Here is a 22,015-nt window from a genome sequence, read left to right as displayed (position 1 = left end):
GAGATGCGGGGCTCCGCCCTTCTGGCGGAGCCTATGCGATCACGTCAGGCAGCGGCCTGGGACAGCGTCGCCTTCTGGGTTTTGAAAGCCCAGTCGAGCCACGGCATCAGCTTCTGCATGTCTGCAGTCTCGATCGTGGCGCCGGCCCAGATGCGAAGACCGGACGGCGCGTCGCGGTAGGCGCCGATGTCATAGGCGACGCCTTCCTTTTCGAGGAGAGCGACGAGACCCTTGGCAAAATCCGCCTGACCGGCTTCATCGAGAGCGGCCACGTCCTTGTCGACGATCTTCAGGCAGACCGAGGTGTTGGATTCGATTTCCGGCTTGACGGCCAGGTTGGCGATCCAGTCGTTGGCGGCGACGAAATCGGCGATCGCCTTGGTGTTGGCATCGGCACGGGCGACGAGCGCCTTGAGGCCGCCGAGCTGCTTTGCCCAGAGGAGAGCATCGATATAGTCCTCGACGCAAAGCATCGAAGGCGTGTTGATCGTCTCGCCGGTGAAGATGCCTTCAATCAGCTTGCCGCCAGACGTCATGCGGAAGATCTTCGGCAACGGCCAGGCCGGTGCGTAGGTCGTCAGGCGTTCGACAGCGCGCGGCGACAGGATGATGATGCCGTGCGCGCCCTCGCCGCCGAGAACCTTCTGCCAGGAGAAGGTAACGACATCGAGCTTGGCGAAATCGAGGTTCTGGGCGAAGGCTGCAGACGTCGCGTCGCAGATCGTCAGGCCCTTGCGGTCATCAGGAATAAAATCGCCGTTCGGAACGCGGACGCCCGAGGTCGTGCCGTTCCACGTAAAGACCACGTCGCGGTCGAAATCGATGGTAGAGAGATCCGGAAGCTCGCCATAGCCCGCTTCGATCTTGCGGACGTCCTTGAGCTTCAGCTGCTTGACGACGTCGGTGACCCAGCCGGCACCGAAGCTTTCCCAGGCGACCATGTCGACGCCGCGCTCGCCGAGCAGCGACCAGAGCGCCATCTCGACAGCGCCGGTATCGGACGCAGGAACGATACCGATGCGGTAATCCGCCGGCACTTCCAGAATTTCGCGAGTGAGATCAATGGCCTGCTTGAGCTTGGCTTTGCCGACTTTCGCGCGGTGCGAACGGCCAAGGGCCGCGTCGGAAAGAGCTTCGAGCGACCAACCAGGGCGCTTCGAGCAGGGGCCAGAAGAAAAATGGGTGTTCTCCGGACGTACGTCCGGCTTTGCGGTGGCAGCGGCCATATGTATACCCTTCCAGGTAATTAGCCTCTCGTTGGGGAGAGGTGTCCCGCCGCCGTGGGTATAGGAGGCCGCGCACGCGGTCAAGATGGAAGTGTCGCAGGCGGATTAATTTTTGGCGTGTTTGCGTCGCAAGGTCGCGGATGCGAGGGGAAATGCGCAAAACTACCAGGTGGTGACGTGACTACCAGGTAGTCACGCGCAGGCCGATACGGATTTCATGACGCGACAATGAACCGTCACGTCCCATGGCCCCTGAGGCACCCGCGGCCGAATCAGCGCCGGAGTAGCCGAACATGTCCCCGCCTGCCACATGGGAGAAGCGGTAGCCGAGATCGATCTTGACGTTTTGGGCAAGATCGTAGGAGACACCGGCCATGAGCGCATAGGTGAAGCGCCAGTCAGCCTGGCCGGGATAGCGGCTGGCGGAAGACCCTGCGCCGCCGCAACCAGCACTGCCGTCGATGCAGGAGGCCGTGGCGTTGACGCTGTTCCAATCGACCCGCGTGGCCCCGAGGCCTGCACCGACATAGGGTGTGAAGCCGGCAAGCGTGCCGAGATCGACATAGCCGTTCAGCAACAGGCTTCCAGCGGTGTAGGAAGAGGAACCCTTGTAGCCGCAGCCGGTGCCGGCGCTACCGCCGGCGCATGGCTCGTCGCTCGAAAATTTTCCCTTGAAATCACCGCTGAAGAGATCGCCGGTGATATCGGCGCGAACAAGGTCGTTGAACTGGTAGCCGACGCCAAGGCTGCCGGTGAAATCTCCGCCATCAAAGCGGTCCGAATCGAAGCTGCCGCCGCTGTAGTCGCCGGTCGCCGAATCATAGTCTCGGAAACGAACGCCGTGATGATCGGCGTTGACGGCATAGCCGACGTCGCCGCGGACGTAGAAGCCTTGCGCGTCCTTGACGGTGACTTCCTGCATCTTGACCTCGGGCGGCAGATCACCGGCGAAAACCGTCCCGGCCAGCGTAGCCGCCATCGCGGTTCCGACGGCCAGCGCCTTGAAACGGATCATCGAACTGCCCTTCTCACCCGCGGGTCGCCCCGCATTTCAATCCTGCGTGGCTCGCATCTCGATCCCCTAGGGATGACGGATGTCGCGCCATTGTCGTTTCATTAACCATAAGGAATTCATGGTTAACGAACGTTTAAAAGGGCGATGCTGGCGTTTAGGAAGTTGTGTTCAAGCAGGATCAATTTGACGAGACACCAGGGAGATCACCCCGCCGACATCTCTCTCTCCCAGGCTTCGATCTCGGATTGAGCGACGCTATCTCTCCGTCGCTTGAAGAGCGATCGCCATGACAGCTGAGTGGCGGGGTACGTGTCCCTGATATGATTGAGATAAAAGGAATAGGGATCGGCAAGGGAAAAAATCTTTACCGCGACCCATTCGGGAACCAGATAATGCGAGGATTTGCGGCCATTGTGCCAATAGATGGTCAGGGTCTCGGTATCCGCCTCGTAGGCAGCCGACCGGATAGCGCTCAAGCTGAAGGATTGAACACGCATTTCCCACCCAATTGTCCCGAGGGATATAAGGCATAATAAGCCAAGGATGGCAGCCTTTGCACCCTCCATATCGGGGGTTTCCACCGCCAAAACTGAAATGACCCAATCGGCCCGCCGGGATCAGGTGGATCGCAGTCGGACAAGAAAAAACCGCCCGACGGATCGAGCGGCTTTCGGGGCACCAAGGCAGGAAATCGGGATATTACTTGTAGACCGGGGCCGGCGGGATATCGGCCGGCGGCATGTAGGTTGCCGTCTCGCAGCCGCCGAAGGTGTAGCGAGCACCCAGGCGAGCCTCGTGGATGTTGATGCCCTTGTCGTAGCCCGGACCGCCATTCTCGGCGTAGCCGAACATGTCGCCGCCTTCGATGTGGCGGAAGCGATAGCCCACATCGGCCTTGAGATTGCAGGTCAGGTCGATCGCAGTACCTGCCATCAGAGCGTAGGTGAACCGCCAGCTGCCGCGGCCGTTGTGGCTAACCGTGCCGTCGCAAGACGAGGAATCATCGTCCGCGCAGGACGTGTTGTGCAGATTGTCCCATTTGACGTAGGTACCGCCGAGACCGCCGCCGAGATAAGGCGTGAAGGCGCCGTAAGTGCCGAGGTCGACATAGGCGTTGGCCAGCAAGCTGAAGGCCGTCATCGAAGCCACGTCATGCGAGGTTGCCGCCACCGAGGTAAATCCAGGTCCGCAGGCGCCGCAGTCACCATGGGTCGAGCCGTTGAAATCCGAGCTGAACAGATAGTCCATCGTCAAGTCGGCGCGCAGGTAGTTGTTGATCTGGTAACCGACACCGCCGCCGAGCGTGAAGTTGTCGTCGAGACTGGAGCTGCTGAAATCAACGAGGTTGCTGTTAGACCCCTGGAAATAGTTTGCCCCGCGCAGATCCGTAAAGGCATAGCCAACATCGCCGCGCAGATACCATCCACTCGACTGGCTGACGACAGGCGGGGCGGCCTGCGGGGCCGGCTCGGGCGTGTAGAGATCCGCAGCAAATGCGGATGTGGTTAGAAGCGTTGCGACAACCGTTCCGATCAATCTTTTCATCATGGCTTGGGACTCCCAATTCGTCGTCATCGGCCGGACGAAGCAGCCTGACACATGCCATGGATAATGAATTGGAAAAGTTAAAACCCGCTTAACTACGATTATTTACCTTGTTGTTCGGAAAATCAGACCACGAAGCATTCAACTATGAGTATAAAAACAACACAGCCGGCGTTGAACACGCCGGCTGTTTCAAAAAAGGAGTGGATGGATGCTCAGGCGGCAGTGCGAACGTTTGCGATCACGCCGATAAGATCGTTGACGATGCGTTCGATCTGGCTGCGGTCATCCCCTTCCGCCATGACGCGGATCAAGGGCTCCGTACCCGAAGGCCGGATCACCAGCCTGCCGTTTCGCGAAAGTTCGCTTTCCGCGTCGGCAATCGCCTGCCGCACCTGGTTATCCTCCAGGGGCTTTCCTCCGGAAATGCGCACATTGCGCAGAAGCTGCGGCACCGGCTCGAACCGACGGCAGATCTCGCTGACCGGCTTGTCCAAACGCTTGGCGCAGGCAAGAATCTGTAACGCCGCAACGAGCCCGTCTCCCGTCGTGCCATAGTCGGACAGCACGATATGTCCGGACTGTTCGCCGCCGACGTTGAAATCATGCTGGCGCATGTGCTCGACAACGTAGCGGTCGCCGACCTTCGTGCGGGCGAGCTCCAGCCCCTTGCCGCCGAGAAACCTCTCCAGGCCAAGATTGGACATAACAGTCGCAACGATGCCGTTACCGCGCAGGATCTGATTGTCGGCCCAGGTTTCGGCAATGACAGCCATCAGCTGATCGCCATCGATGATGGTGCCATTCTCGTCGACGATGACGACACGGTCGGCATCTCCATCCAACGCAATACCGATATCGGCCCGCACTTCATCGACCTTCTTCTGAAGTGCCGTCGGGCTGGTCGAACCGCAATTGAGGTTGATGTTCATGCCGTTCGGCTCGTTGCCGATGGTCACGACATCCGCGCCAAGCTCCCAGAGCGCAGCGGGCGCGACCTTGTAGGCGGCGCCATTGGCGCAGTCGATGGCGATCCTCAGCCCCTGAAGCGTGACGTCCCGTGGAAGCGTGCGCTTCGCATGCTCGATATAACGATCATGCACGCCGTCAATACGCTTGGCCCGACCGATGTCATCGGCCTTTGCCAATTGCGAATAGATGTCCTTCTCCAGAAGCTCCTCGATCTGCTGTTCGAGATCGTCCGAGAGCTTGTAGCCGTCAGGGCCGAAAAGCTTGATGCCATTGTCTTCGTAAGGATTGTGCGAGGCCGAGATCATAACCCCGATATCGGCGCGGAGTGACCGCGTCAGCATCGCGACGGCAGGAGTCGGGATCGGGCCGAGAACGAAAGCGTCGACGCCGGCTGCCGTGAACCCGGCAACCATGGCATTTTCCAGCATGTAGCCGGACAAACGTGTGTCCTTGCCGATGACGACCCTGTGACGATGGCTGCCACGTCGGAAAATGGTCCCGACCGCGATCCCGACCCGCATGGCCAGATCGGGCGTCATCGGAAAAGTATTGGATTGGCCCCGGATACCGTCCGTTCCAAAATAACTGCGTTTCATGCAAACTCCCGCGATTAAAGCGTGCCCGATGAGGGCCACGCATCCCCACACACGTCTCAAATCAACTAAGCGTAGAGACCTCAAATCATGAGGCTCATGCCATAAAACGGGGGCCCTATCACGTCACTTACAGAGAAAGCCTATCATATCCTGTTACCGACAAAAAAGGCCGGCTCCCGAAAAACGAGAGCCGGCCCCTTGATTATCAACCGAATACCGCGGTCAATGCGGCTGCGGTTCGAAGCCGCCTTCCGGCTCTTCGCCCTTGGCGCCGACAGGACCGTCCTTCTTGGCGCCCGTCTTCGGAACCGCAGAGCCGCGGCTCGGAGGCGTGTCGTCGCCGAGATCGCGCGACGGCTTTTCGCCACGAATGAGCGCCTTGATCTCTTCGCCGCTCAGCGTCTCGTATTCCAGCAGACCCTCGGCCAGCGCAACGAATTCGTCGTGCTTTTCAGTGAGGATGTCCCTCGCCTGCTGGTAGGCCTGGTCGATCAGGCGACGCACTTCGGTGTCGATCTTCTGTGCCGTGGATTCCGAAACATTCTTGGTCTGCGAAACCGAATGCCCGAGGAATACTTCCTGCTGGTTCTCGCCATAGGCGACCTGACCCAGTTCGTCGGAGAAGCCCCATTGCGTGACCATCGCGCGGGCAAGCTTGGTTGCCTGCTCGATGTCGGAGGACGCACCCGAGGTGATGTTCTCCTTGCCGAAGGTCAGTTCTTCCGCAACGCGGCCGCCCATCATGATGCATAGGCGCGAAATCATCCACAGGTAGCTCATCGAGTAGCGATCGCCCTCGGGGAGCTGCATGACCATGCCGAGTGCACGGCCGCGCGGAATGATCGTTGCCTTGTGCAGCGGATCGGCGACGGCGACGTTGAGCGCCGTGATCGCGTGACCGGCTTCGTGATAGGCCGTGAGCTTCTTTTCCGCCTCGGTCATGGCCGAAGAACGGCGCTCGGCGCCCATCATGATCTTGTCCTTGGCGTCTTCGAACTCGGCCATGGTGACGACACGCTTGTTGCGGCGGGCGGCCATCAGGGCAGCTTCGTTGACGAGGTTCATCAGGTCGGCACCGGAGAAGCCGGGCGTACCGCGGGCAAGCGTCTTCAGATCGACATTCGGAGCCAGTGGAACATTGCGGGCATGCACCTTCAGGATACGTTCGCGGCCGACGATGTCGGGATTCGGCACGACGACCTGGCGGTCGAAGCGGCCCGGACGCAGCAGCGCCGGATCGAGAACGTCAGGACGGTTTGTCGCAGCGATCAGGATGATGCCTTCATTGGCCTCAAAGCCGTCCATCTCGACCAGCAACTGGTTGAGCGTCTGTTCGCGCTCGTCGTTGCCACCGCCAAGACCGGCGCCACGATGGCGACCGACGGCGTCGATTTCGTCGATGAAGATGATGCAGGGCGCATTCTTCTTCGCCTGCTCGAACATGTCGCGTACACGGCTTGCACCGACGCCGACGAACATTTCGACGAAGTCGGAACCGGAAATGGTGAAGAAGGGCACGTTTGCTTCGCCGGCGATCGCGCGAGCAAGCAGCGTCTTACCGGTGCCGGGAGGGCCGACGAGCAGGACACCGCGCGGAATGCGGCCACCGAGCCGCTGGAACTTCTGCGGATCACGCAGGAATTCGACGATTTCCTCGAGATCCTGCTTGGCTTCATCAACACCAGCAACGTCTTCAAAGGTGACGCGACCATGCGCTTCCGTCAGAAGCTTGGCCTTGGATTTGCCGAAGCCCATTGCCCCTCGAGATCCGCCTTGCATCTGCCGCATGAAGAACAGCCAGACGCCGAGGATCAGGAGCATCGGCAGCAGCGTGCCGAGATAGCTCAGGAAGCTCGAAGAGCCGTCGGATTCGGGACGGCCGACAATCGTGACATTCTTGGTCTGCAGCCGATCGAGCAGAGTTTCGTCCACAACTGGAGCATAGGTTTGGAAGGTCGTTCCGTTTTCAACATAGCTCCCGACAAGGCGGTTGCCCGTCACCGTCACGTCGCGAACGCGGCCGGAATCAACTTCCCGCAGGAACTGCGAGTAAGGAATTTCCCGGGACCCCGTCTGCGCGGGCGCAGTCTGGAACATGCTGAAAAGGGCAATCAACAGCAAGGCTATGATTGCCCACAGAGCGAAATTACGAAAATTAGGGTTCATTGAACTCCCCAGCACTGACACAGCCCGCCTTTTGACGGCTGCTATACTTGGCCTCTAACATAGGATTACGCTGTGCCATTGCCAAGGCAATCCACACTGTCGGATGCGTTTTCCGTCAATAACCCTTAAAGCGGCGGACATAAATACGGTGTTCTTCCAAAAGAAACGGCCAAACGATCGGCGAACATGAGATCGAATCGTGTCAAAAAGCGGTCGAATGGCGCGAAATACGGCGAAACGGTCACATCAGAGCCTGCCCAACCCCTTGGAATTCCATCGATAGCCCGAATCTCCGGTAATGCTGCGCCGGCGCGACGAATGGCGCCCTTCGGCAAATTTTTCGGAAATAAATCGGCGCCCACATCGGCCTTGGGCTCAACGCGAATGGTGTAACGGCCACGATTGGTAACCTCGAACCGGCCGTCCCAGATGGCTGCCTCTCCAGGTGCCACAGTGAGCGGTGCGATACCCCTGCTCTCCCTCATCAGAAACAGCCCGTCCCTGCGCAGGTCGAAGACGACGCCGGCAGCCGTCCGGCGCCCTGCAATGCCCGCAGCCAGGAAATCCAGAATGCGATCCATACGGTCACGACCGGCAGGAAAGGCCCGACCGCCGAAGACAGCGGCAAGGTTGGAGAGGGCGTAACGGAGAAGTTTGGCGTCAGCCCTCAATCCCTCGGAGCGGATTTCGCCAAGCGCGCAGCCATGCACGGTGACATGGGCTGCGAGCCAGCCAGCGGCCGCAGCCGACAACGCGGTACGCTCTACTTCGCGGGCGTCTGGCCCGTCGATCCGACCGTCCGTCTGTTCTGCGAGAGACTTCCGGATACGCACCCGTTCGTAATGCGGGTCCTCGTTGCTGGGATCGTCGATCCAGCCGATGCTTTGCCTGGACAGATAGTCGCGGATATCGCTCCTGCGGCAGCCCAGGAAGGGGCGCACGATCCAGATCCGTCGGTCGAAGAGAACGGCATCGGCGATCCCCGTTCCGGCACCGTCCTCGAATACAGTGCGGGCCGCGCGCATGGCGAGCGTTTCCCGCTGGTCGTCTGATGTATGGGCAGTGACGATCACGTTGGCGGAAATTTCGGCCGCGATATCGGCAAGCAGCCCGTAGCGCGCCTCTCTTGCGGCGGCCATGATCCCGCTCTTCGGCTTCTCGCCAACCCAACGGCCCGTCCGATGGGCAATACCAAGGCGGGAGCAGAGCGCCGCGACAGTCTCAGCCTCGGCGCCGGATTCAGCGCGCAGGCCGTGATCGATGGTGGCGGCAGAAAGAGTAATGTCAGGATGGGAAAAGGTCTTCAGCCTGTCGGCAAGTGCGACGAGGAGACCCGTCGAATCGCTGCCTCCGGAAATGGCGACAAGAATATGCGCCGGTCGGCGGATACGATTGAGAAAATCGGCCGCTGCGTCTTCGGGCAGTGCGAACGCGCTTACGGCAGATGCCGGAATGGGATCAGCAGGCAAGCCGCTTTTCTTCGCTGGCAACCTTGGCAGTGACGGCCTTCGAGGCCTTCGGGTATCGCTTGGTGACCTCGCGCATGGTTGCGCAAGCCGTATCCTTGTTGTCGAGTGCCGCAAGCGACATGCCGAGCTTCAGCAGCATTTCCGGCGCCTTTTCCGAGGTGCCGTATTTCTGATGGGCATTCAGGAATGTCTTTGCCGCGTCATTATACTTGCCCTGCGAGTACAGCGCTTCGCCCAGCCAGAAGTTGGCATCGGGCGCACGGGCGCTATTCGGGTAGCTGGCGATATACTGGCGAAACTCCTGCTCTGCGACGCCATAATCGCCGGACAGAACATGGCCATAAGCGGCCTTATAGGTGTCGGCTTCGCTGCCGAGCGAGGCGGTCTGCGTCGAGTCGGCAGCTGGCGCGGGACCGGACCCAACGCTGGCCTGACTGTTGACGCCGCCACCGACCGGCTTGCCGTTCTGGTCGAACTGGATCGAGCCGAGCTGGCCCGGCGGCTTGCCGAGCCCACTTCCCTGCTGTCCCCCGGCATCGGGCATATCGCTGCCGCCAGCAGCATTACCCTGCGAGGAGCCGATCACGCCGGCAACATCGTCCTGCTGGCCACCGGCTGCCGCAGGCGGCGTTGCATCGCTCTTCTTCATCGCGCCGCCGCTGTTGGTCGCCGCGCCACCGCCGCCGCCCTTCTTTTCGAGCTGCTGGAAGCGGAATTCATTGTCTTCCTGCGTCTTGCGCATCTGCTCCTGCATCTGCAGAAGCTGGTAGCTCATTTCCTCGACGCGGCCGTTCAGCTGGCGCATCTGATCTTCGAGCTGCTGGAGACGAACTTCCGCATCGCTGCTCTGAACCATGATCGTGGGCTGGCCCTCGGGCGCCTGCTGATTGAGCGGCGCTGCCGGAACCGGTTGCGCCTGCTGCTCGTTGCGCGGTCCGATGTGCATGCCGAACAGCGACAAGGCGTTTGCGCTCCTCTCGCTTCCGGCGACCATCGCCAGACCAAGCATGCCGGCCACGACCAGATTTCTCATATGTAACGTCCTGTTTCCGTGATTCTTCGCGCCATCGGCGCGTGCAGGAGATTTTTACAATTGCTTCCAAAAAGCAACGGAGTTCGGCCAAAGTGTGGTCAAAAAAGTAAACGAGCGCGTGCAAACGACAAAGGCGGCCACAGGGGCCGCCTTTCGCATCTTTCGAAACTGTTAAGCTTATCAGGAACCGGCGCCGTTGAGCACGGTGACAGCGCGGCGGTTCTGAGACCAGCAGGAAATATCGTCGCAGGTCGCGACGGGACGTTCCTTGCCGTAGGAGATCGTCTTCAGGCGATTGGCCGGAACACCCTTGGAAACCAGGTAGTTCTTGGCAGCAGCTGCGCGGCGGGCACCGAGCGCGAAGTTGTATTCGCGGGTACCGCGTTCATCCGAATGGCCTTCAACCGTAACGGCGTAGTTCGGATAACGGGCCAGCCACTGAGCCTGACGGTCGAGCGTCTGCGTCGCATCCGCGCGGATAGACGAGGAGTCGGTATCGAAGAAGATGCGGTCGCCGACATTGACAGTGAAGTCCTGCGGCGAACCGGGCGTTGCGGCGCCAGCGCCGTTCAGGCCAAGATCCCCAGCGCTGCCCGGAAGGTTCTTCTTGGAAGCGCAACCGGCCAGAGAAAGGCCGACGAACAGCGCGATCATGATCGGATTACGGGCGAAATTCTGCATGCGGCTTGCGGCCGGGGTGTCAATTCGGCTCATGGCCGTTCTCTCCTTACGACTCAGTATTAGGGTTTCCAGACAGTAACTGCTTTCGGTTAATCCGCGCTCAACAATTATGGTTAACAAACCGCTACCCCGTCCCTCACAGCACTTTGCGGCGAGAAAGAGGCACAGCTGTGGACAACTACTCGAGAAGCGGCGACCAGGCCGGGTCCGAAGCAAATCCGGGGGTTTTGATCAGCTGTTCGTTGTAGCCTGTCAGGTCGATCGAGTAGAGCTGCGGACCGCTGGCTCCCTGGGCTTCGCGGAAGAACATGACCACGCGGCCATTCGGTGCCCAGGTCGGGCCTTCATTGTGGAAGCCTGAGGTCAGCAGGCGCTCGCCCGAGCCATCAGGCTTCATCACGCCGATCGAGAAGGTACCGCCGGACTGCTTGGTAAAGGCAATCAGATCGCCGCGCGGCGACCAGACCGGCGTTGAATAGGAACCATCACCGAACGAAACGCGATGCTGGTTCGAGCCGTCGGCGTTCATGATGTAAATCTGCTGCTTGCCGCCGCGGTCGCTTTCGAAAGTGATCTGGCTGCCATCGGGCGAATAGGACGGCGACGTGTCGATGGCCGCCGTCGAGGTCAGGCGCGTGGTCGTGCGCGAACGCAGGTCCATCGTGTAGATGTTGGAATTGCCTTCCTGCTGAAGGCTCATGATGACCTTCTGCCCATCCGGCGAAAAGCGCGGCGAGAAGGTCATGCCCGGGAAGTTGCCGACCACTTCGCGCTGCCCCGTCTCCAGCTGCAGCAGGTAAACGCGCGGCTGCTGGTTGGCGAAGGACATGTAGGTGACTTCCTGCCGGTTCGGCGAGAAGCGCGGCGAGAAGACGAGATCGCTGCCATCGGTCAGCGTGCGGACGTTGAAGCCGTCCTGATCCATGATGGCAAGCTGCGTCTTGCGAGCAGTCTTCGTTCCGCTTTCAGCGACGAAGACGACGCGGGTATCGAAATAGCCCTTTTCGCCGGTGATCTTCTCATAGATCGCGTCGGCGATGATATGGGCGACGCGGCGCCAGTTTTCCGGCTGCGTATAGAACTGCTGGCCGGTCATCTGCTGGCCGGCAAAGGTGTCCCAAAGGCGGAACTCGGCACGCAGGCGGCCATCGGCTTCCTGCGTCACGCGACCGGTCACCAGCGCCTGGGCATTGATCGTGCGCCAGTTCTGGAACTGCGGAGCCGCGTCGAAATTGCTGATCTTGTCGATGAAGGCGGCCTTGTCGACCGGCGCAAACAGTCCGGAGCGCTTAAGATCGGCGGCAACGACCTGCGAGACCTTGGCACCGATATCGCCATTGGACAGGAAGTCCGTGACCGCGATCGGCAGCGGCGCGACATTGCCCTTATTGATGTTGATCTCGACGACTGCATAAGCCGGAGAGACATAGGCGGCCATCAGACCTGTCAGCACCAGGAGGACACGAACGAGGGAACTTTTTAACATATGGGCCAAGCCTTTCAGCATTATAGCGCAAAGTCGCTGACGTTGAACTCGGCAACGATTTCACGCCAGTCGTTGTATCTATCGCGAGGCAGGCCGTGGAATGGGGCCGCCTTCAATATGGATCGGTAAGCGCTCATCATGAGCGCCTTGCGGGTATTTTCGGGACCGCCGGTCGCCGTAATGTCCGGATTGCCTCTGAGGTTTCCGGAGGGATCTAACTTGACGCGCGCACGGACATGAACCTTGTCAGCACCAGGCAGGCCTGCGAGCAGTGACCAGTGTTCAAGAATCTGGTTCCGGAACGCGTCCACTTCGGCCTGCTTAGATGCGGCATCATGCTTCGCTTGTGCATGGTGCACCGGCTTGTGGACCGGCTCTGCGGCAAAAACGTGAAAGGGCAGGAAAATAATCAGGGCGCAAAGCGCGGTCAGTATGCGGGCGGAGCGTCCGTTCATATGTCGCCGAGCTCCCCGCATCACAGCCCCAGATCGCTCGCATCAAAATTGAGCACCAGTTGGTTCCAGCCATTATCGCCGTCGTATTTATCCGCAGGCAGCAGATCGGGCTTAAACGGCGCCGAGCGCATAATCGCGCGCTGGGCGCTGCTTTTGATCGCCTCCTGGGTTCCCGCGGGACCGCCAGTCGCCGTAATCTGCGGGTCGCCGATGACGTTACCCGACCGATCGAGCTGGACGACGATCCTGACACGGACTTCGGAAGCACCCTCAAGGCCCGCAACGACATTCCAGTTGCCCTGGATCAGGCCCTTAAGCCCGTCCATTTCGCTCTGGCTCAGCTTGCCGCCACCGGCCGACTTCTTGCCGCCTGTCGAGGTGACTTGTGTGTTCGCGCCGGCCGAGGCCTCCAGCTTGGAACGGGCCGCACCGCCAGCCGAAGATTTCATGTTGAGCATATTGGCAATCTCGTCGGCGTTGAAATCGCTGTCCTTCGCGGTCGATCCCTTGGCGGTCTCGCGCTTCTTGTCATCATTTTTCTTGCCGTCGTCGGGCGACTTGTTGGTGCTCTGCGTCACCGTCTTATCGGTCGGCTTGGGATCCGGCTTGACTGGCGCAGGCTTTGCTTCCGGCTTCACCTCGGGCTTGGGATCCGGCTTGACGTCAGGCGTCTTGTCCGCGGTCTTCGGCGGCTGCGGCTGAGCCTGTGGCTTCACCTCCGGCAGCGGAATATTGTCCGGCACGGTGATTTCAGCCGGCTGCTGGGTCGGTGGCGGAGGCGGCGTGTCAGCCTTCGGCGGGGTTGGCGGCGTCGGCGGCGTGGGTGTCGGCGGCGTCGGATCAGCCTTCGGCGTGGGCGGAGGTGTTGGCGTCGGCGGCGCCACGTCAGGACGCTGCTGCGGAATGGCGGCCACTTCCTTCGGCGCGGCATCCGTTTCCTGCTGCTCGATCGTCTTGACGTCGTTCGGCTGCGGATCGTCTTTCGGAACCGGCGTCTGGACCTTCTTCTGCACCGCCGCCGCAGCATTGTCGTCGGTCGGTCGGGCCTTCGGCGTTGCCGGGTTCTTCAGGTCGATATCGTTCTCGCCGGTATTCTGCGCATTGGCGACCTGGGTCTGCTTGGTCGTCTGCTTCTTGGCGGCATGATCCTTGACTGGAGCGGTTTTCTCGCCCTGCTGGAGCTGGTCCGCAGCAACGAGATCGACGGGCATGGCTTCGCTTTCCGGCGTGTCCAGGGTCCGGGGCGCCCCAATGGTCACCAAGGCACAGACGAGCACCACGCAATGCAGTACAAAGGATGTAGCGACGCTGCCCCTCATGTCAGTCCGTTAATGATCCTGTTTCTGCTGGGTGACGAGGCCGATATTCTTGTAACCTGCCTCCTGGATGCGCGACATGACGTCGGCGATCACCCCGTAAGGAGCCGCTGCGTCGCCGCGCACGAAGATGCGCTCGTTATAGCCGGTCGTGGCGATCGCCTGCAGCTTGGCGGCAATCTCCGTGACCGGGATCGCCGTCTCCTGAATGAAGACCTCGCCCGTGCCCTTCACCGAGATGGTGATCGGCTGCGTCTGGGCGTTGAGGGCCCCCGCCTGGGTCTGCGGCAGATCGATCGGCACGCCCGACGTCATCATCGGCGCTGCCACCATGAAGATGATCAGAAGCACGAGCATGACGTCGACGAGCGGCGTCACGTTGATATCGGAAATCGGACCACCGCCACGACCGCCTCGACGGCGTCCGCCGCGACGCCCACCGCCACCACCCTTTGCTCCAACCGACATTGCCATCAGCGTCTCTCCTCTTTGCGGCCGTTACTGTGCGGCCTGGCGCGGCTGCAGCTTTTCGTCGATCTGGCGCGACAGGATCGCGGAGAACTCGTCGGCAAAGCCTTCCATCCGGCCCGAAAGCTTGCCGGCGTCAGCGGAGAACTTGTTGTAGGCGATAACGGCCGGGATAGCGGCGACGAGGCCGATTGCGGTCGCGAGCAGCGCTTCCGCGATACCAGGTGCGACGACCGCAAGGTTGGTCGACTTCGAACCGGCGATCGCCTGGAACGAGGTCATGATACCGACAACCGTACCGAAAAGACCGATGAACGGCGCCGCGGAACCGATGGTCGCGAGCGAGCCGAGACGAGCGCCGAAATGGTCGGACTCTCGTGCGAGCGTCACATCCATGGCGCGATCGATGCGCATCTGCAGGCCGATCGGCGACCGTGCTCCGCGCTCGAACGATTTCTTCCATTCGCGCATGGCGGCGACGAAGATGGCGCTGAGGCCGGTATTCGTCCGCTCCGAAAGCGTGCGATAGAGTTCCTCCAGCGACTGGCCGGACCAGAAAACCTGCTCGAAATGATCGAACTGGCGGCGCGCACGCCCATAGGCCAGGTATTTGTCGATGACGATCGCCCAGGTCCACACGGACGCGGCGATCAGGCCGAGCATGACGATCTTGACGACCAGGCCCGCCTGCATGAACAGCGACCACAGCGTCACGTCACTTGTTACTGCTGCCAATCCAACTTGTTCCATTGATCCAAAATCCTCGAATCCAAACGCCCGGCGCTAGACCGGGCGGCACAAAACTGATCTCGCAAGAAATGTCTGGCAGCTGCCACCGAAACGCCCTGGTCAAGCCTCCAAGCTACAACTGCCTTCTTGCCGTCAAATTTGGTCAAAGGAAGGCGTGCGCCGCACAAACCCTGACTTTGCTATTAAGACACTATTATGGTTAAAAGATTGTTAGTGTCCCGTGACGGAATTACTACAGTTGCAAGGCGACCGCTCAAGACCGGGTCGCAACAGCAGGGGTTCCAGACCATTTCCTGCAGCGCGGGAATTCCTTCGCAAATCAAGTTTTAACAAGAACGATTTGCGACGCGGCCCGCTTTTCGCGACTACCCCTCTTTCGACGCGACCAGCATCTGCTGCGCCAGCGCCTCCGGCAAACGTCGCGGGCGCCCCTTGGCATTGATCACGGCGATGATGACCTTTGCCGCGATCAGCAGGGCGCCGTCGCGGCGGATCTCCTGCGAGAGCACCATCTTTGCGCCGCCTGCCTTTTCCGTGGAGGTGTGGATCGTCAGCACATCGTCCATCCGCGCCGGCGATTTGAAATCGATCTCCATGCGGTGGACGACGAAAACCAGGCCTTCTTCATCCGCGCCGATGAGTTCCCGCTGCTCCACGCCCAGGCAACGCAGGTAATCGGTGCGCCCGCGCTCGAGAAAATGCAGGTACCGGGCGTGATAGACGAGGCCGGAAAAATCCGTATCTTCGTAATAGACTCGCTGCAGCAACCGGTGTCCGCCTGATGTCAACTCCCCGGCGATCAGGAAGGGGCTGTTCATTCTTGCCGTCTCCGAAAAAATCTGGGGACCTTCTTTGACGGAAGACAGTTCATCAGGCAAGCGTTCAACAAATGTCATAATTCCTGACTATCCGGGAACGTGCCGGATAGCGATCGATGCGCAGAAGGAGACGAACTTATGAAAATTGCGGTTATGGGCGGAGACGGATTTATCGGTTGGCCCACATCCCTGCACCTCTCCGACGCCGGCCACGATGTCCATATCCTCGATAATCTCTCCCGCAGATGGATCGATACGGAGCTTGGCGTCCAGTCGCTGACGCCAATGGATTCCATCCAGGAGCGCACGCGCATCTGGCATGCCGAGACCGGTCGCCGCATTCACTTCAATTTGATCGACCTCGCCAAGGACTACGAACTGCTGAAGAAGTGGCTGGCCGAGCATCGCCCAGATGCGATCGTGCATTTTGCCGAACAGCGCGCCGCTCCCTATTCGATGAAGAGCGACCGCCACAAGAATTACACCGTCAACAACAATGTCAGCGCGACGCACAACCTGCTCAATGCGCTGGTCGAGCTCAATCTCGATTCGCACCTTGTCCATCTCGGGACCATGGGCGTCTATGGTTATTCGACCGTCGGCGCGGCTATTCCCGAAGGCTATCTGCCTGTCGGCATCGAGACGGCGGACGGCCGCTCGGTCAGCCAGGAAATCCTCTATCCCGCCAATCCCGGCTCGATCTATCACATGACCAAGTGCCTGGATCAGCTGCTGTTCCAGTTCTATGCCAAGAATGACGGCCTGAGGATCACCGACCTGCATCAGGGCATCGTCTGGGGCACGCATACGGAGCAGACCCGCCGCCACACGCAGATCATCAACCGCTTCGACTATGACGGCGATTACGGCACGGTGCTCAACCGCTTCCTCATCCAGGCGGCGATCGGCTACCCGCTGACGGTGCATGGCACCGGCGGCCAGACCCGCGCCTTCATCCACATTCAGGATTCCGTCCGCTGCATCGAGCTTGCGCTGAAGAACCCGCCCGCTCGCGGCAGCCGCGTCGAAATCTTCAACCAGATGACGGAAACGCACCGCGTCCGTGACCTCGCGGAGATGATTTCCAAGCTGACGGGCGCTGAGATCGCCTGGCTGCCCAATCCGCGCAAGGAAGCCCCTGAAAACGAACTCATCGTCAAGAACGAAAAATTCCTCGGCCTCGGCCTTGAACCGACCACGCTTCAGGCCGGTCTCCTCGATGAGATCGTCGATGTAGCAAAGAAATATGCATACCGCGTCGACCGTTCGCGCGTTCCGGCCGTCTCGGCCTGGACGAAGGATCTCGCGGCGACCGTCAACCACGATCCCGAAGGCAAAAGATTGAAATCCGTCTCATGATGTTCGGAAGCGAAATCCTGCAGGGTGTCCGGCCGCGCACGACAGCGCAGGCCCGCCATGCCTTTGTGACGCTTGTGACGAATGCCGATTATGCCATGGGCGCGGTCGCGCTGGCGCGCTCCATCCGGCACACCGATACTGTTGCGGATATCGTCGTCCTGCATACGGCAGGAGTGGAGGATCGCGATCTGGTGCCGCTGGAAGAGCTGGGCTGTCGCCTCGTCGAGGTCGAGCACCTGCCGGTTTCCGACGAATTCAACGAACGCCATACGCGCGGCAACCTCCATGCCGCAGCACCCTTTACCAAGGGTCGCAAGCCGGCCTTCCATTCTCCGCTCGATAATTTCTGCAAGCTGCGGCTTTGGCAGCTGATCGACTACCGCGCCTGCGTCTTCATCGACGCCGACGCGCTGGTGCTGAAGAACATCGACAAGCTCTTCGACTATCCGGAATTCTCCGCCGCTCCCAATGTCTATGAGAGCATGGCGGACTTCCATCGCATGAACTCAGGCGTCTTCGTTGCGCACCCTTCGCTGGCGACGTTCAACGACATGCTGCGCATGATCGATCGTCCGGGTGCTTTCTGGCGTCGGACGGATCAGACCTTTCTCGAGACATTCTTCCCGGATTGGCACGGCCTGCCGGTCTTCATGAACATGCTGCAATATGTATGGTTCACCATGCCGGCTCTTTGGGACTGGCACAGCATTTCGGTCCTGCACTATCAATACGAGAAGCCATGGGAGGAGAATCATCCCAAGGTCGACAAGTTGAAGCCGTTGATCGAGCTGTGGCAGCGTTTCTATGCCGGCCATGATGTTCCAGACGTCGCCGCATTCGCCAATCCGAAAGAGGCCGCATGAAAGTCTTCGTATCGGGTGGAACGGGTCTCGTCGGTCGTTACATCGTCGAGGACCTTCTGGCTGCCGGGTATTCGGTCATCGTCGGTGGCCGCAACAGGCCGGATTCGGGCTTCTTCTCGAAGCCGGTAACCTTCCTGCCGATGACCTTGGACCCGCGGGAAGACCAAAGCTGCCTTTTTGACGATGCCTATTTCTTTGTCCACGCTGCCTTCAGCCATATTCCCGGCAAATATCGGGGCGGGGAAGGTGACGATCCCGCCGAGTTTCGCCGCCTCAATCTCGACGGCACGATCAAGCTCTTCGAAACCGCACAGCGAGCCGGCATTCGTCGTTGCGTCTTTATCTCCTCCCGCGCCGTCTATGGCGACCGGCTCGCCGGCGAGGTGCTTTGCGAAAGCATGAAGCCGACCCCGAACACGCTCTATGGGCAGGTGAAGCTGGATGCCGAGCGCGCGCTGCTGACGCTTGCAGCACCGGGCTTTGCGCCCGTCATCCTGCGCGCCACAGGCGTTTACGGCGACCTAAGCCCCAATAAATGGGACGATCTTTTCGCCGATTATCTCAGTGGACAATCCGTATCCGCACGGGCGGGCACCGAAGTGCATGGGCGCGATCTGGCCCGGGCCGTCCGCATGGTGCTGGAAACGGAGACCGGACGCATCGACCGTGAGATCTTCAACATCTCCGACCTGCTGACCGAGACCCACGAGATACTGAAATTGTTGCAGCATGAAACCGACTGTCCGAGCGCCCTTCCTGCGCCGGCCCCCGAAGGCATCGTCAGCGAAATGGATACGGCGAAGATCCGGGCGTTGGGCTGGACGAGCGGCGGCGAGGAGTTGCTGCGCACAACGATCCGCACGCTGGCAACAAAACTTCCGGCAATCCTGCCGCCACTCAGCGCATCAGCGTCGTCTCGTTCCAGTTAAATGCAGTGAGTTCCTTTCCGCGAAAGCGGGCGTCGTCGGCAACGATGAACTCGTCTAGCTGCGGCGGCTTCACGCTGCTCCCCGAAAGCATCGCATGCACCTGACCGCGATGATGCGTCTGGTGCTGGAAGAGATGGCTGAGTACATCCTCCATCCGCTCCTGTTGAATGCGATTGCCGCGATTGAGATCGACGACGCCGGAAAGCCTGTCGGGGTTCAAATTCTCGCAGAGCAAGAGGAGCCGACGGTCGACCTTCGCCTGCTCCTCCGCCAGCAAAGCCATGGTCTCGCAGGGTTCTTCGATCTGGAATGCCTTCGGCCCGAGCTGGCCGCCCTCGAGCCCATCGACATAAAACCAATCCACGGTCAGAATATGGTTGAAAGTCGCCTTGAGCGACGGGAAGAAGCTCGTGCGGATCGCTTCGAATTCGCCGGGACCGAGCTCGGAACAGGCTTGATGCAGCCGGAAATTGGCCAGCGCATTGTTATAGGCCAGCTTGCGGAATACCCTGCATGGATCGAAATCCGACATGCTCAACCCCTTAATGTTCCGCCTCTGATGACGAAACGTTCGGTTACTTGATATCCAGGTCGCCATCGCGCCAGACAAGATGACGCGGCGTCGGCGGCAGGTTCTCGATCTCGTCGGCGATGAAGTAGGGCGGGATATCGAGCGCAGCAAGCGAGGCGCGCGTGGCCGGCACCCATTTGAACTCGAGTTCGCTTTTGCCGTCCTTGATCCGGTGCACGATCTCGCCGGATCGAAAGGGAAAATGCTCGGGCAAATGCATCAGGTAATAGAGACCGAGCTCATGCCATTGCTTGCCTTCATAGTCGAAGAAGTTCTCGACCGACCACAGCAGCCGTTCGACAGAGACTTCGGCGCAAAGCTCCTCGACCATCTCCCGCTTCAGCGTTTCCTCGGAGGTCTCGCCAACCTCAGCTCGGCCGCCCGGAAAGGTCCAGAAGGGCTCGTGCGTGGCGCGATGGACAAGCACATGTCCGTCGCGGAAACCGAGCCCGGCGATGCGCATCTGGAAAATGCGATCCGGTTTGAACTTCATGCGGATGCGCAGGTCCTGCGCCTTGCTCACCTTACCCGCAGCCGATTTGCCCTTGGCCGGTCGGCTTGCGGCCTTACTCATCGTCGAGATTCATTCGGAATTGCGCCGCCTCCAGATCTTTCGGCGGCTGAAGCCCAAGATGCTTCCACGCGATCGCCGTCAGCACGCGGCCGCGCGGCGTCCGCTGGATGAAACCCTGCTGGATCATGTAGGGCTCGATAATATCCTCGATCGCATCCCGCGGCTCGGAAAGCCCTGCGGCAATCGTCTCTATACCGACAGGACCGCCGCCGAAATTGACCGCGATCATGTTGAGATAGCGCTTGTCGAGCTGGTCGAGACCGACATTGTCCACCAGCAGCCGCGTCAGCGCCTCGTCGGCAATCTCGCGCGTCACCGCCTCAGCCCGCGCCACTTCCGCGAAATCGCGCACGCGGCGCAGAAGACGGCCGGCAATACGCGGCGTGCCGCGAGCCCGTCTCGCAATCTCGCGGGCGCCGTCATCAGTCATGCCAAGCCCCATCAACCGCGCACCACGTCGCACGATCAGTTCCAGCTCCTCGACGGTGTAAAAGCTCAGGCGCACCGGAATGCCGAAACGGTCGCGCAGCGGCGTCGTCAGCAAGCCGAGACGGGTGGTGGCAGCGACCAGCGTGAACTTGGCAAGGTCGATCTTGACGGACCGCGCCGCTGGCCCCTCGCCGATGATCAGGTCCAGTTGGAAATCTTCCATCGCCGGATAGAGGATTTCCTCGACCGCCGGATTGAGCCGGTGAATTTCATCGATGAAGAGGACGTCGCGTTCCTCGAGATTGGTGAGAAGCGCTGCCAGATCACCCGCCTTGGCAATGACCGGGCCGGAGGTCGAGCGAAAATTGACGCCGAGTTCCTTCGCCATGATCTGCGCAAGCGTCGTCTTGCCCAGACCCGGAGGACCGACAAAGAGCACATGGTCCAGCGCCTCGCCACGATTCTTGGCCGCCTCGATGAAGATCTTGAGATTGGCGCGCGCCTCCGCCTGTCCGGTGAATTCGTCCAGCGACTGTGGCCGTAACGTCATATCTAGGTCTTCGCCGCGCTTGTCAGGCGATATCAGGCGGGCGGGTTCATTCATGTCAGAAGTTCCATTCCTTCGATAATCTCGACAGCACCCTTACTATAGTAAGGAATTCGATGCGTCGAAACGAATTCACCGCGCAAGTTCCTTCAACCCGAAGCGTATCAGTTTGGCGCTGTCGGCTCCCTCGCCTGCCGTTTTCATCGCGGCGGCGACCGCATTTGCCGCCTGGTCGCGGGAATAGCCGAGATTTGTGAGCGCCGAGACGGCGTCGGCAACAGGAGCGGATGCAACCCCTTCGCCGAGTTCCTGCTTCAGCCCGATATTAATCGCCTCGCCGGCAAAGGCGGGCGCCTTGTTCTTGAGTTCCGTCACCAAGCGAAGGGCGACCTTCGGCCCCACTCCCGGAGCGCGAGAGACTGCGGCCTTGTCCTGCAGGGCAATAGCGTTTGCAAGTTCAGGCGGCGTCAGCGTCGACAGGATTGCCAGGGCAACTTTCGCACCCACGCCCTGAACGCCCTGCAGAATGTTGAACCACTCCCGCTCCAGCGCCGTCATAAAGCCGAAGAGCTTCAGCTGGTCTTCGCGGACATAGGTCTCGATAAAGAGAATGCAGGCCTCACCGGCCGATCCGAGCTTCGACAAGGTGCGCGCCGAGCAGAAAGCGACATAGCAGACGCCATGTACATCAACGAGCACATGGTCTTCGCCGATCTCTTCGATAGTGCCTTTCAGCTTGCCGATCAT

General features: G+C 60.3%; 22 protein-coding genes. 3 read left to right on the top strand and 19 right to left on the bottom strand.

The window, feature by feature from the left end:
• Positions 1-44: 44 nt before the first annotated feature.
• The 15 genes from EV561_RS05260 to ybgC all read right to left on the bottom strand — a co-directional run bounded on the left by EV561_RS05260 (position 45) and on the right by ybgC (position 15,996).
• A complete protein-coding gene (locus tag EV561_RS05260; protein WP_132518374.1) occupies positions 45-1,226 on the bottom strand; it encodes a phosphoserine transaminase in 1,182 nt (393 codons plus the stop codon).
• Positions 1,227-1,407: 181 nt separating this feature from the next.
• Positions 1,408-2,241: an outer membrane beta-barrel protein gene (locus EV561_RS05255; RefSeq protein WP_132518372.1), complete on the bottom strand. Its 834-nt coding sequence runs from the start codon at positions 2,239-2,241 to the stop codon at positions 1,408-1,410.
• 203 nt (positions 2,242-2,444) lie between these two features.
• Entirely contained in the window at positions 2,445-2,738 is a 294-nt protein-coding gene (locus EV561_RS05250) for a KTSC domain-containing protein (RefSeq protein WP_165927753.1), read from the bottom strand.
• Positions 2,739-2,940: 202 nt separating this feature from the next.
• On the bottom strand, positions 2,941-3,789 hold the full coding sequence (locus EV561_RS05245) for an outer membrane protein (protein WP_132518368.1): 849 nt from the start codon (positions 3,787-3,789) through the stop codon (positions 2,941-2,943).
• Positions 3,790-4,001: 212 nt separating this feature from the next.
• Positions 4,002-5,354: a phosphoglucosamine mutase gene (gene glmM / locus EV561_RS05240; protein ID WP_132518366.1), complete on the bottom strand. Its 1,353-nt coding sequence runs from the start codon at positions 5,352-5,354 to the stop codon at positions 4,002-4,004.
• A gap of 222 nt (positions 5,355-5,576) precedes the next feature.
• Complete coding sequence (gene ftsH / locus EV561_RS05235; RefSeq protein ID WP_132518364.1) at positions 5,577-7,520, bottom strand: ATP-dependent zinc metalloprotease FtsH; 1,944 nt, start codon at positions 7,518-7,520, stop codon at positions 5,577-5,579.
• A 125-nt stretch (positions 7,521-7,645) separates the two neighbouring features.
• On the bottom strand, positions 7,646-8,989 hold the full coding sequence (gene tilS / locus EV561_RS05230; RefSeq protein ID WP_245512591.1) for a tRNA lysidine(34) synthetase TilS: 1,344 nt from the start codon (positions 8,987-8,989) through the stop codon (positions 7,646-7,648).
• Entirely contained in the window at positions 8,979-10,022 is a 1,044-nt protein-coding gene (ybgF, locus tag EV561_RS05225; protein WP_132518362.1) for a tol-pal system protein YbgF, read from the bottom strand. Before ybgF ends, tilS begins: the two co-directional genes overlap by 11 nt.
• Before the next feature lie 180 nt (positions 10,023-10,202).
• Positions 10,203-10,736 (bottom strand): peptidoglycan-associated lipoprotein Pal, encoded by a 534-nt coding sequence (pal, locus tag EV561_RS05220; RefSeq protein WP_132518360.1) that lies wholly within the window; start codon positions 10,734-10,736, stop codon positions 10,203-10,205.
• Between the two features lie 145 nt (positions 10,737-10,881).
• A complete protein-coding gene (tolB, locus tag EV561_RS05215) occupies positions 10,882-12,189 on the bottom strand; it encodes a Tol-Pal system beta propeller repeat protein TolB (protein WP_132518358.1) in 1,308 nt (435 codons plus the stop codon).
• Positions 12,190-12,209: 20 nt separating this feature from the next.
• Positions 12,210-12,644: a hypothetical protein gene (locus tag EV561_RS05210; RefSeq protein WP_132518356.1), complete on the bottom strand. Its 435-nt coding sequence runs from the start codon at positions 12,642-12,644 to the stop codon at positions 12,210-12,212.
• 20 nt (positions 12,645-12,664) lie between these two features.
• On the bottom strand, positions 12,665-13,963 hold the full coding sequence (locus tag EV561_RS05205) for a hypothetical protein (protein ID WP_132518354.1): 1,299 nt from the start codon (positions 13,961-13,963) through the stop codon (positions 12,665-12,667).
• 9 nt (positions 13,964-13,972) lie between these two features.
• Positions 13,973-14,434, bottom strand: a complete 462-nt coding sequence (gene tolR, locus EV561_RS05200; RefSeq protein WP_132518352.1) for a protein TolR — start codon at positions 14,432-14,434, stop codon at positions 13,973-13,975.
• A 24-nt stretch (positions 14,435-14,458) separates the two neighbouring features.
• The gene (gene tolQ / locus EV561_RS05195) at positions 14,459-15,178 is read right to left on the bottom strand and encodes a protein TolQ (protein WP_132518350.1); all 720 of its coding nucleotides are present in this window, start codon (positions 15,176-15,178) and stop codon (positions 14,459-14,461) included.
• A gap of 365 nt (positions 15,179-15,543) precedes the next feature.
• Complete coding sequence (ybgC, locus tag EV561_RS05190) at positions 15,544-15,996, bottom strand: tol-pal system-associated acyl-CoA thioesterase (RefSeq protein ID WP_132518348.1); 453 nt, start codon at positions 15,994-15,996, stop codon at positions 15,544-15,546.
• 138 nt (positions 15,997-16,134) lie between these two features.
• Between ybgC and EV561_RS05185 the strand changes: the two genes are divergently transcribed.
• Genes EV561_RS05185 through EV561_RS05175 form a run of 3 tightly spaced genes read left to right on the top strand, consistent with a single transcriptional unit; the run spans position 16,135 to position 19,147 of the window.
• A complete protein-coding gene (locus tag EV561_RS05185; RefSeq protein ID WP_132518346.1) occupies positions 16,135-17,355 on the top strand; it encodes an NAD-dependent epimerase/dehydratase family protein in 1,221 nt (406 codons plus the stop codon).
• Positions 17,352-18,218 carry a glycosyltransferase gene (locus EV561_RS05180; RefSeq protein WP_132518344.1) on the top strand — a complete coding sequence of 289 codons (867 nt, stop codon included), beginning with the start codon at positions 17,352-17,354 and terminating at the stop codon, positions 18,216-18,218. Before EV561_RS05185 ends, EV561_RS05180 begins: the two co-directional genes overlap by 4 nt.
• On the top strand, positions 18,215-19,147 hold the full coding sequence (locus EV561_RS05175; RefSeq protein WP_132518342.1) for an NAD(P)-dependent oxidoreductase: 933 nt from the start codon (positions 18,215-18,217) through the stop codon (positions 19,145-19,147). The genes EV561_RS05180 and EV561_RS05175 overlap by 4 nt, the downstream gene beginning before the upstream one ends.
• Here EV561_RS05175 and EV561_RS05170 read toward each other — a convergent pair.
• The 4 genes from EV561_RS05170 to ruvA all read right to left on the bottom strand — a co-directional run bounded on the left by EV561_RS05170 (position 19,116) and on the right by ruvA (position 22,015).
• Positions 19,116-19,679 carry a DinB family protein gene (locus EV561_RS05170; protein WP_132518340.1) on the bottom strand — a complete coding sequence of 188 codons (564 nt, stop codon included), beginning with the start codon at positions 19,677-19,679 and terminating at the stop codon, positions 19,116-19,118. The two genes, EV561_RS05175 and EV561_RS05170, sit on opposite strands and share 32 nt — an antisense overlap.
• A 43-nt stretch (positions 19,680-19,722) precedes the next feature.
• A complete protein-coding gene (locus tag EV561_RS05165; RefSeq protein ID WP_207910503.1) occupies positions 19,723-20,211 on the bottom strand; it encodes an NUDIX hydrolase in 489 nt (162 codons plus the stop codon).
• Positions 20,212-20,284: 73 nt separating this feature from the next.
• On the bottom strand, positions 20,285-21,325 hold the full coding sequence (ruvB, locus tag EV561_RS05160; RefSeq protein ID WP_132518336.1) for a Holliday junction branch migration DNA helicase RuvB: 1,041 nt from the start codon (positions 21,323-21,325) through the stop codon (positions 20,285-20,287).
• A gap of 75 nt (positions 21,326-21,400) precedes the next feature.
• Positions 21,401-22,015, bottom strand: coding sequence for a Holliday junction branch migration protein RuvA (ruvA, locus tag EV561_RS05155; RefSeq protein WP_132518334.1), 615 nt, complete (start codon positions 22,013-22,015; stop codon positions 21,401-21,403).

Source organism: Rhizobium sp. BK376, assembly GCF_004341625.1.
Taxonomy (GTDB): Bacteria; Pseudomonadota; Alphaproteobacteria; order Rhizobiales; family Rhizobiaceae; genus Rhizobium.
This window is presented reverse-complemented; position numbering and strand designations above follow the sequence as displayed.

What these genes read in the sequence shown, in the direction of transcription:
- EV561_RS05260 (WP_132518374.1), bottom strand. Translation starts at nt 1,226, where the DNA reads ATGGCCGCTGCCACCGCAAAGCCGGACGTACGTCCGGAGAACACCCAT.
- EV561_RS05185 (WP_132518346.1), top strand. Translation starts at nt 16,135, where the DNA reads ATGAAAATTGCGGTTATGGGCGGAGACGGATTTATCGGTTGGCCCACA.
- glmM (WP_132518366.1), bottom strand. Translation starts at nt 5,354, where the DNA reads ATGAAACGCAGTTATTTTGGAACGGACGGTATCCGGGGCCAATCCAAT.
- tolB (WP_132518358.1), bottom strand. Translation starts at nt 12,189, where the DNA reads ATGTTAAAAAGTTCCCTCGTTCGTGTCCTCCTGGTGCTGACAGGTCTG.
- tolQ (WP_132518350.1), bottom strand. Translation starts at nt 15,178, where the DNA reads ATGGAACAAGTTGGATTGGCAGCAGTAACAAGTGACGTGACGCTGTGG.
- EV561_RS05170 (WP_132518340.1), bottom strand. Translation starts at nt 19,679, where the DNA reads ATGTCGGATTTCGATCCATGCAGGGTATTCCGCAAGCTGGCCTATAAC.
- ruvB (WP_132518336.1), bottom strand. Translation starts at nt 21,325, where the DNA reads ATGAATGAACCCGCCCGCCTGATATCGCCTGACAAGCGCGGCGAAGAC.
- EV561_RS05255 (WP_132518372.1), bottom strand. Translation starts at nt 2,241, where the DNA reads ATGATCCGTTTCAAGGCGCTGGCCGTCGGAACCGCGATGGCGGCTACG.
- EV561_RS05180 (WP_132518344.1), top strand. Translation starts at nt 17,352, where the DNA reads ATGATGTTCGGAAGCGAAATCCTGCAGGGTGTCCGGCCGCGCACGACA.
- EV561_RS05210 (WP_132518356.1), bottom strand. Translation starts at nt 12,644, where the DNA reads ATGAACGGACGCTCCGCCCGCATACTGACCGCGCTTTGCGCCCTGATT.
- EV561_RS05205 (WP_132518354.1), bottom strand. Translation starts at nt 13,963, where the DNA reads ATGAGGGGCAGCGTCGCTACATCCTTTGTACTGCATTGCGTGGTGCTC.
- ftsH (WP_132518364.1), bottom strand. Translation starts at nt 7,520, where the DNA reads ATGAACCCTAATTTTCGTAATTTCGCTCTGTGGGCAATCATAGCCTTG.
- ybgF (WP_132518362.1), bottom strand. Translation starts at nt 10,022, where the DNA reads ATGAGAAATCTGGTCGTGGCCGGCATGCTTGGTCTGGCGATGGTCGCC.
- EV561_RS05245 (WP_132518368.1), bottom strand. Translation starts at nt 3,789, where the DNA reads ATGATGAAAAGATTGATCGGAACGGTTGTCGCAACGCTTCTAACCACA.
- ruvA (WP_132518334.1), bottom strand. Translation starts at nt 22,015, where the DNA reads ATGATCGGCAAGCTGAAAGGCACTATCGAAGAGATCGGCGAAGACCAT.
- EV561_RS05165 (WP_207910503.1), bottom strand. Translation starts at nt 20,211, where the DNA reads ATGAAGTTCAAACCGGATCGCATTTTCCAGATGCGCATCGCCGGGCTC.
- EV561_RS05175 (WP_132518342.1), top strand. Translation starts at nt 18,215, where the DNA reads ATGAAAGTCTTCGTATCGGGTGGAACGGGTCTCGTCGGTCGTTACATC.
- pal (WP_132518360.1), bottom strand. Translation starts at nt 10,736, where the DNA reads ATGAGCCGAATTGACACCCCGGCCGCAAGCCGCATGCAGAATTTCGCC.
- tolR (WP_132518352.1), bottom strand. Translation starts at nt 14,434, where the DNA reads ATGGCAATGTCGGTTGGAGCAAAGGGTGGTGGCGGTGGGCGTCGCGGC.
- EV561_RS05250 (WP_165927753.1), bottom strand. Translation starts at nt 2,738, where the DNA reads ATGCGTGTTCAATCCTTCAGCTTGAGCGCTATCCGGTCGGCTGCCTAC.
- ybgC (WP_132518348.1), bottom strand. Translation starts at nt 15,996, where the DNA reads ATGAACAGCCCCTTCCTGATCGCCGGGGAGTTGACATCAGGCGGACAC.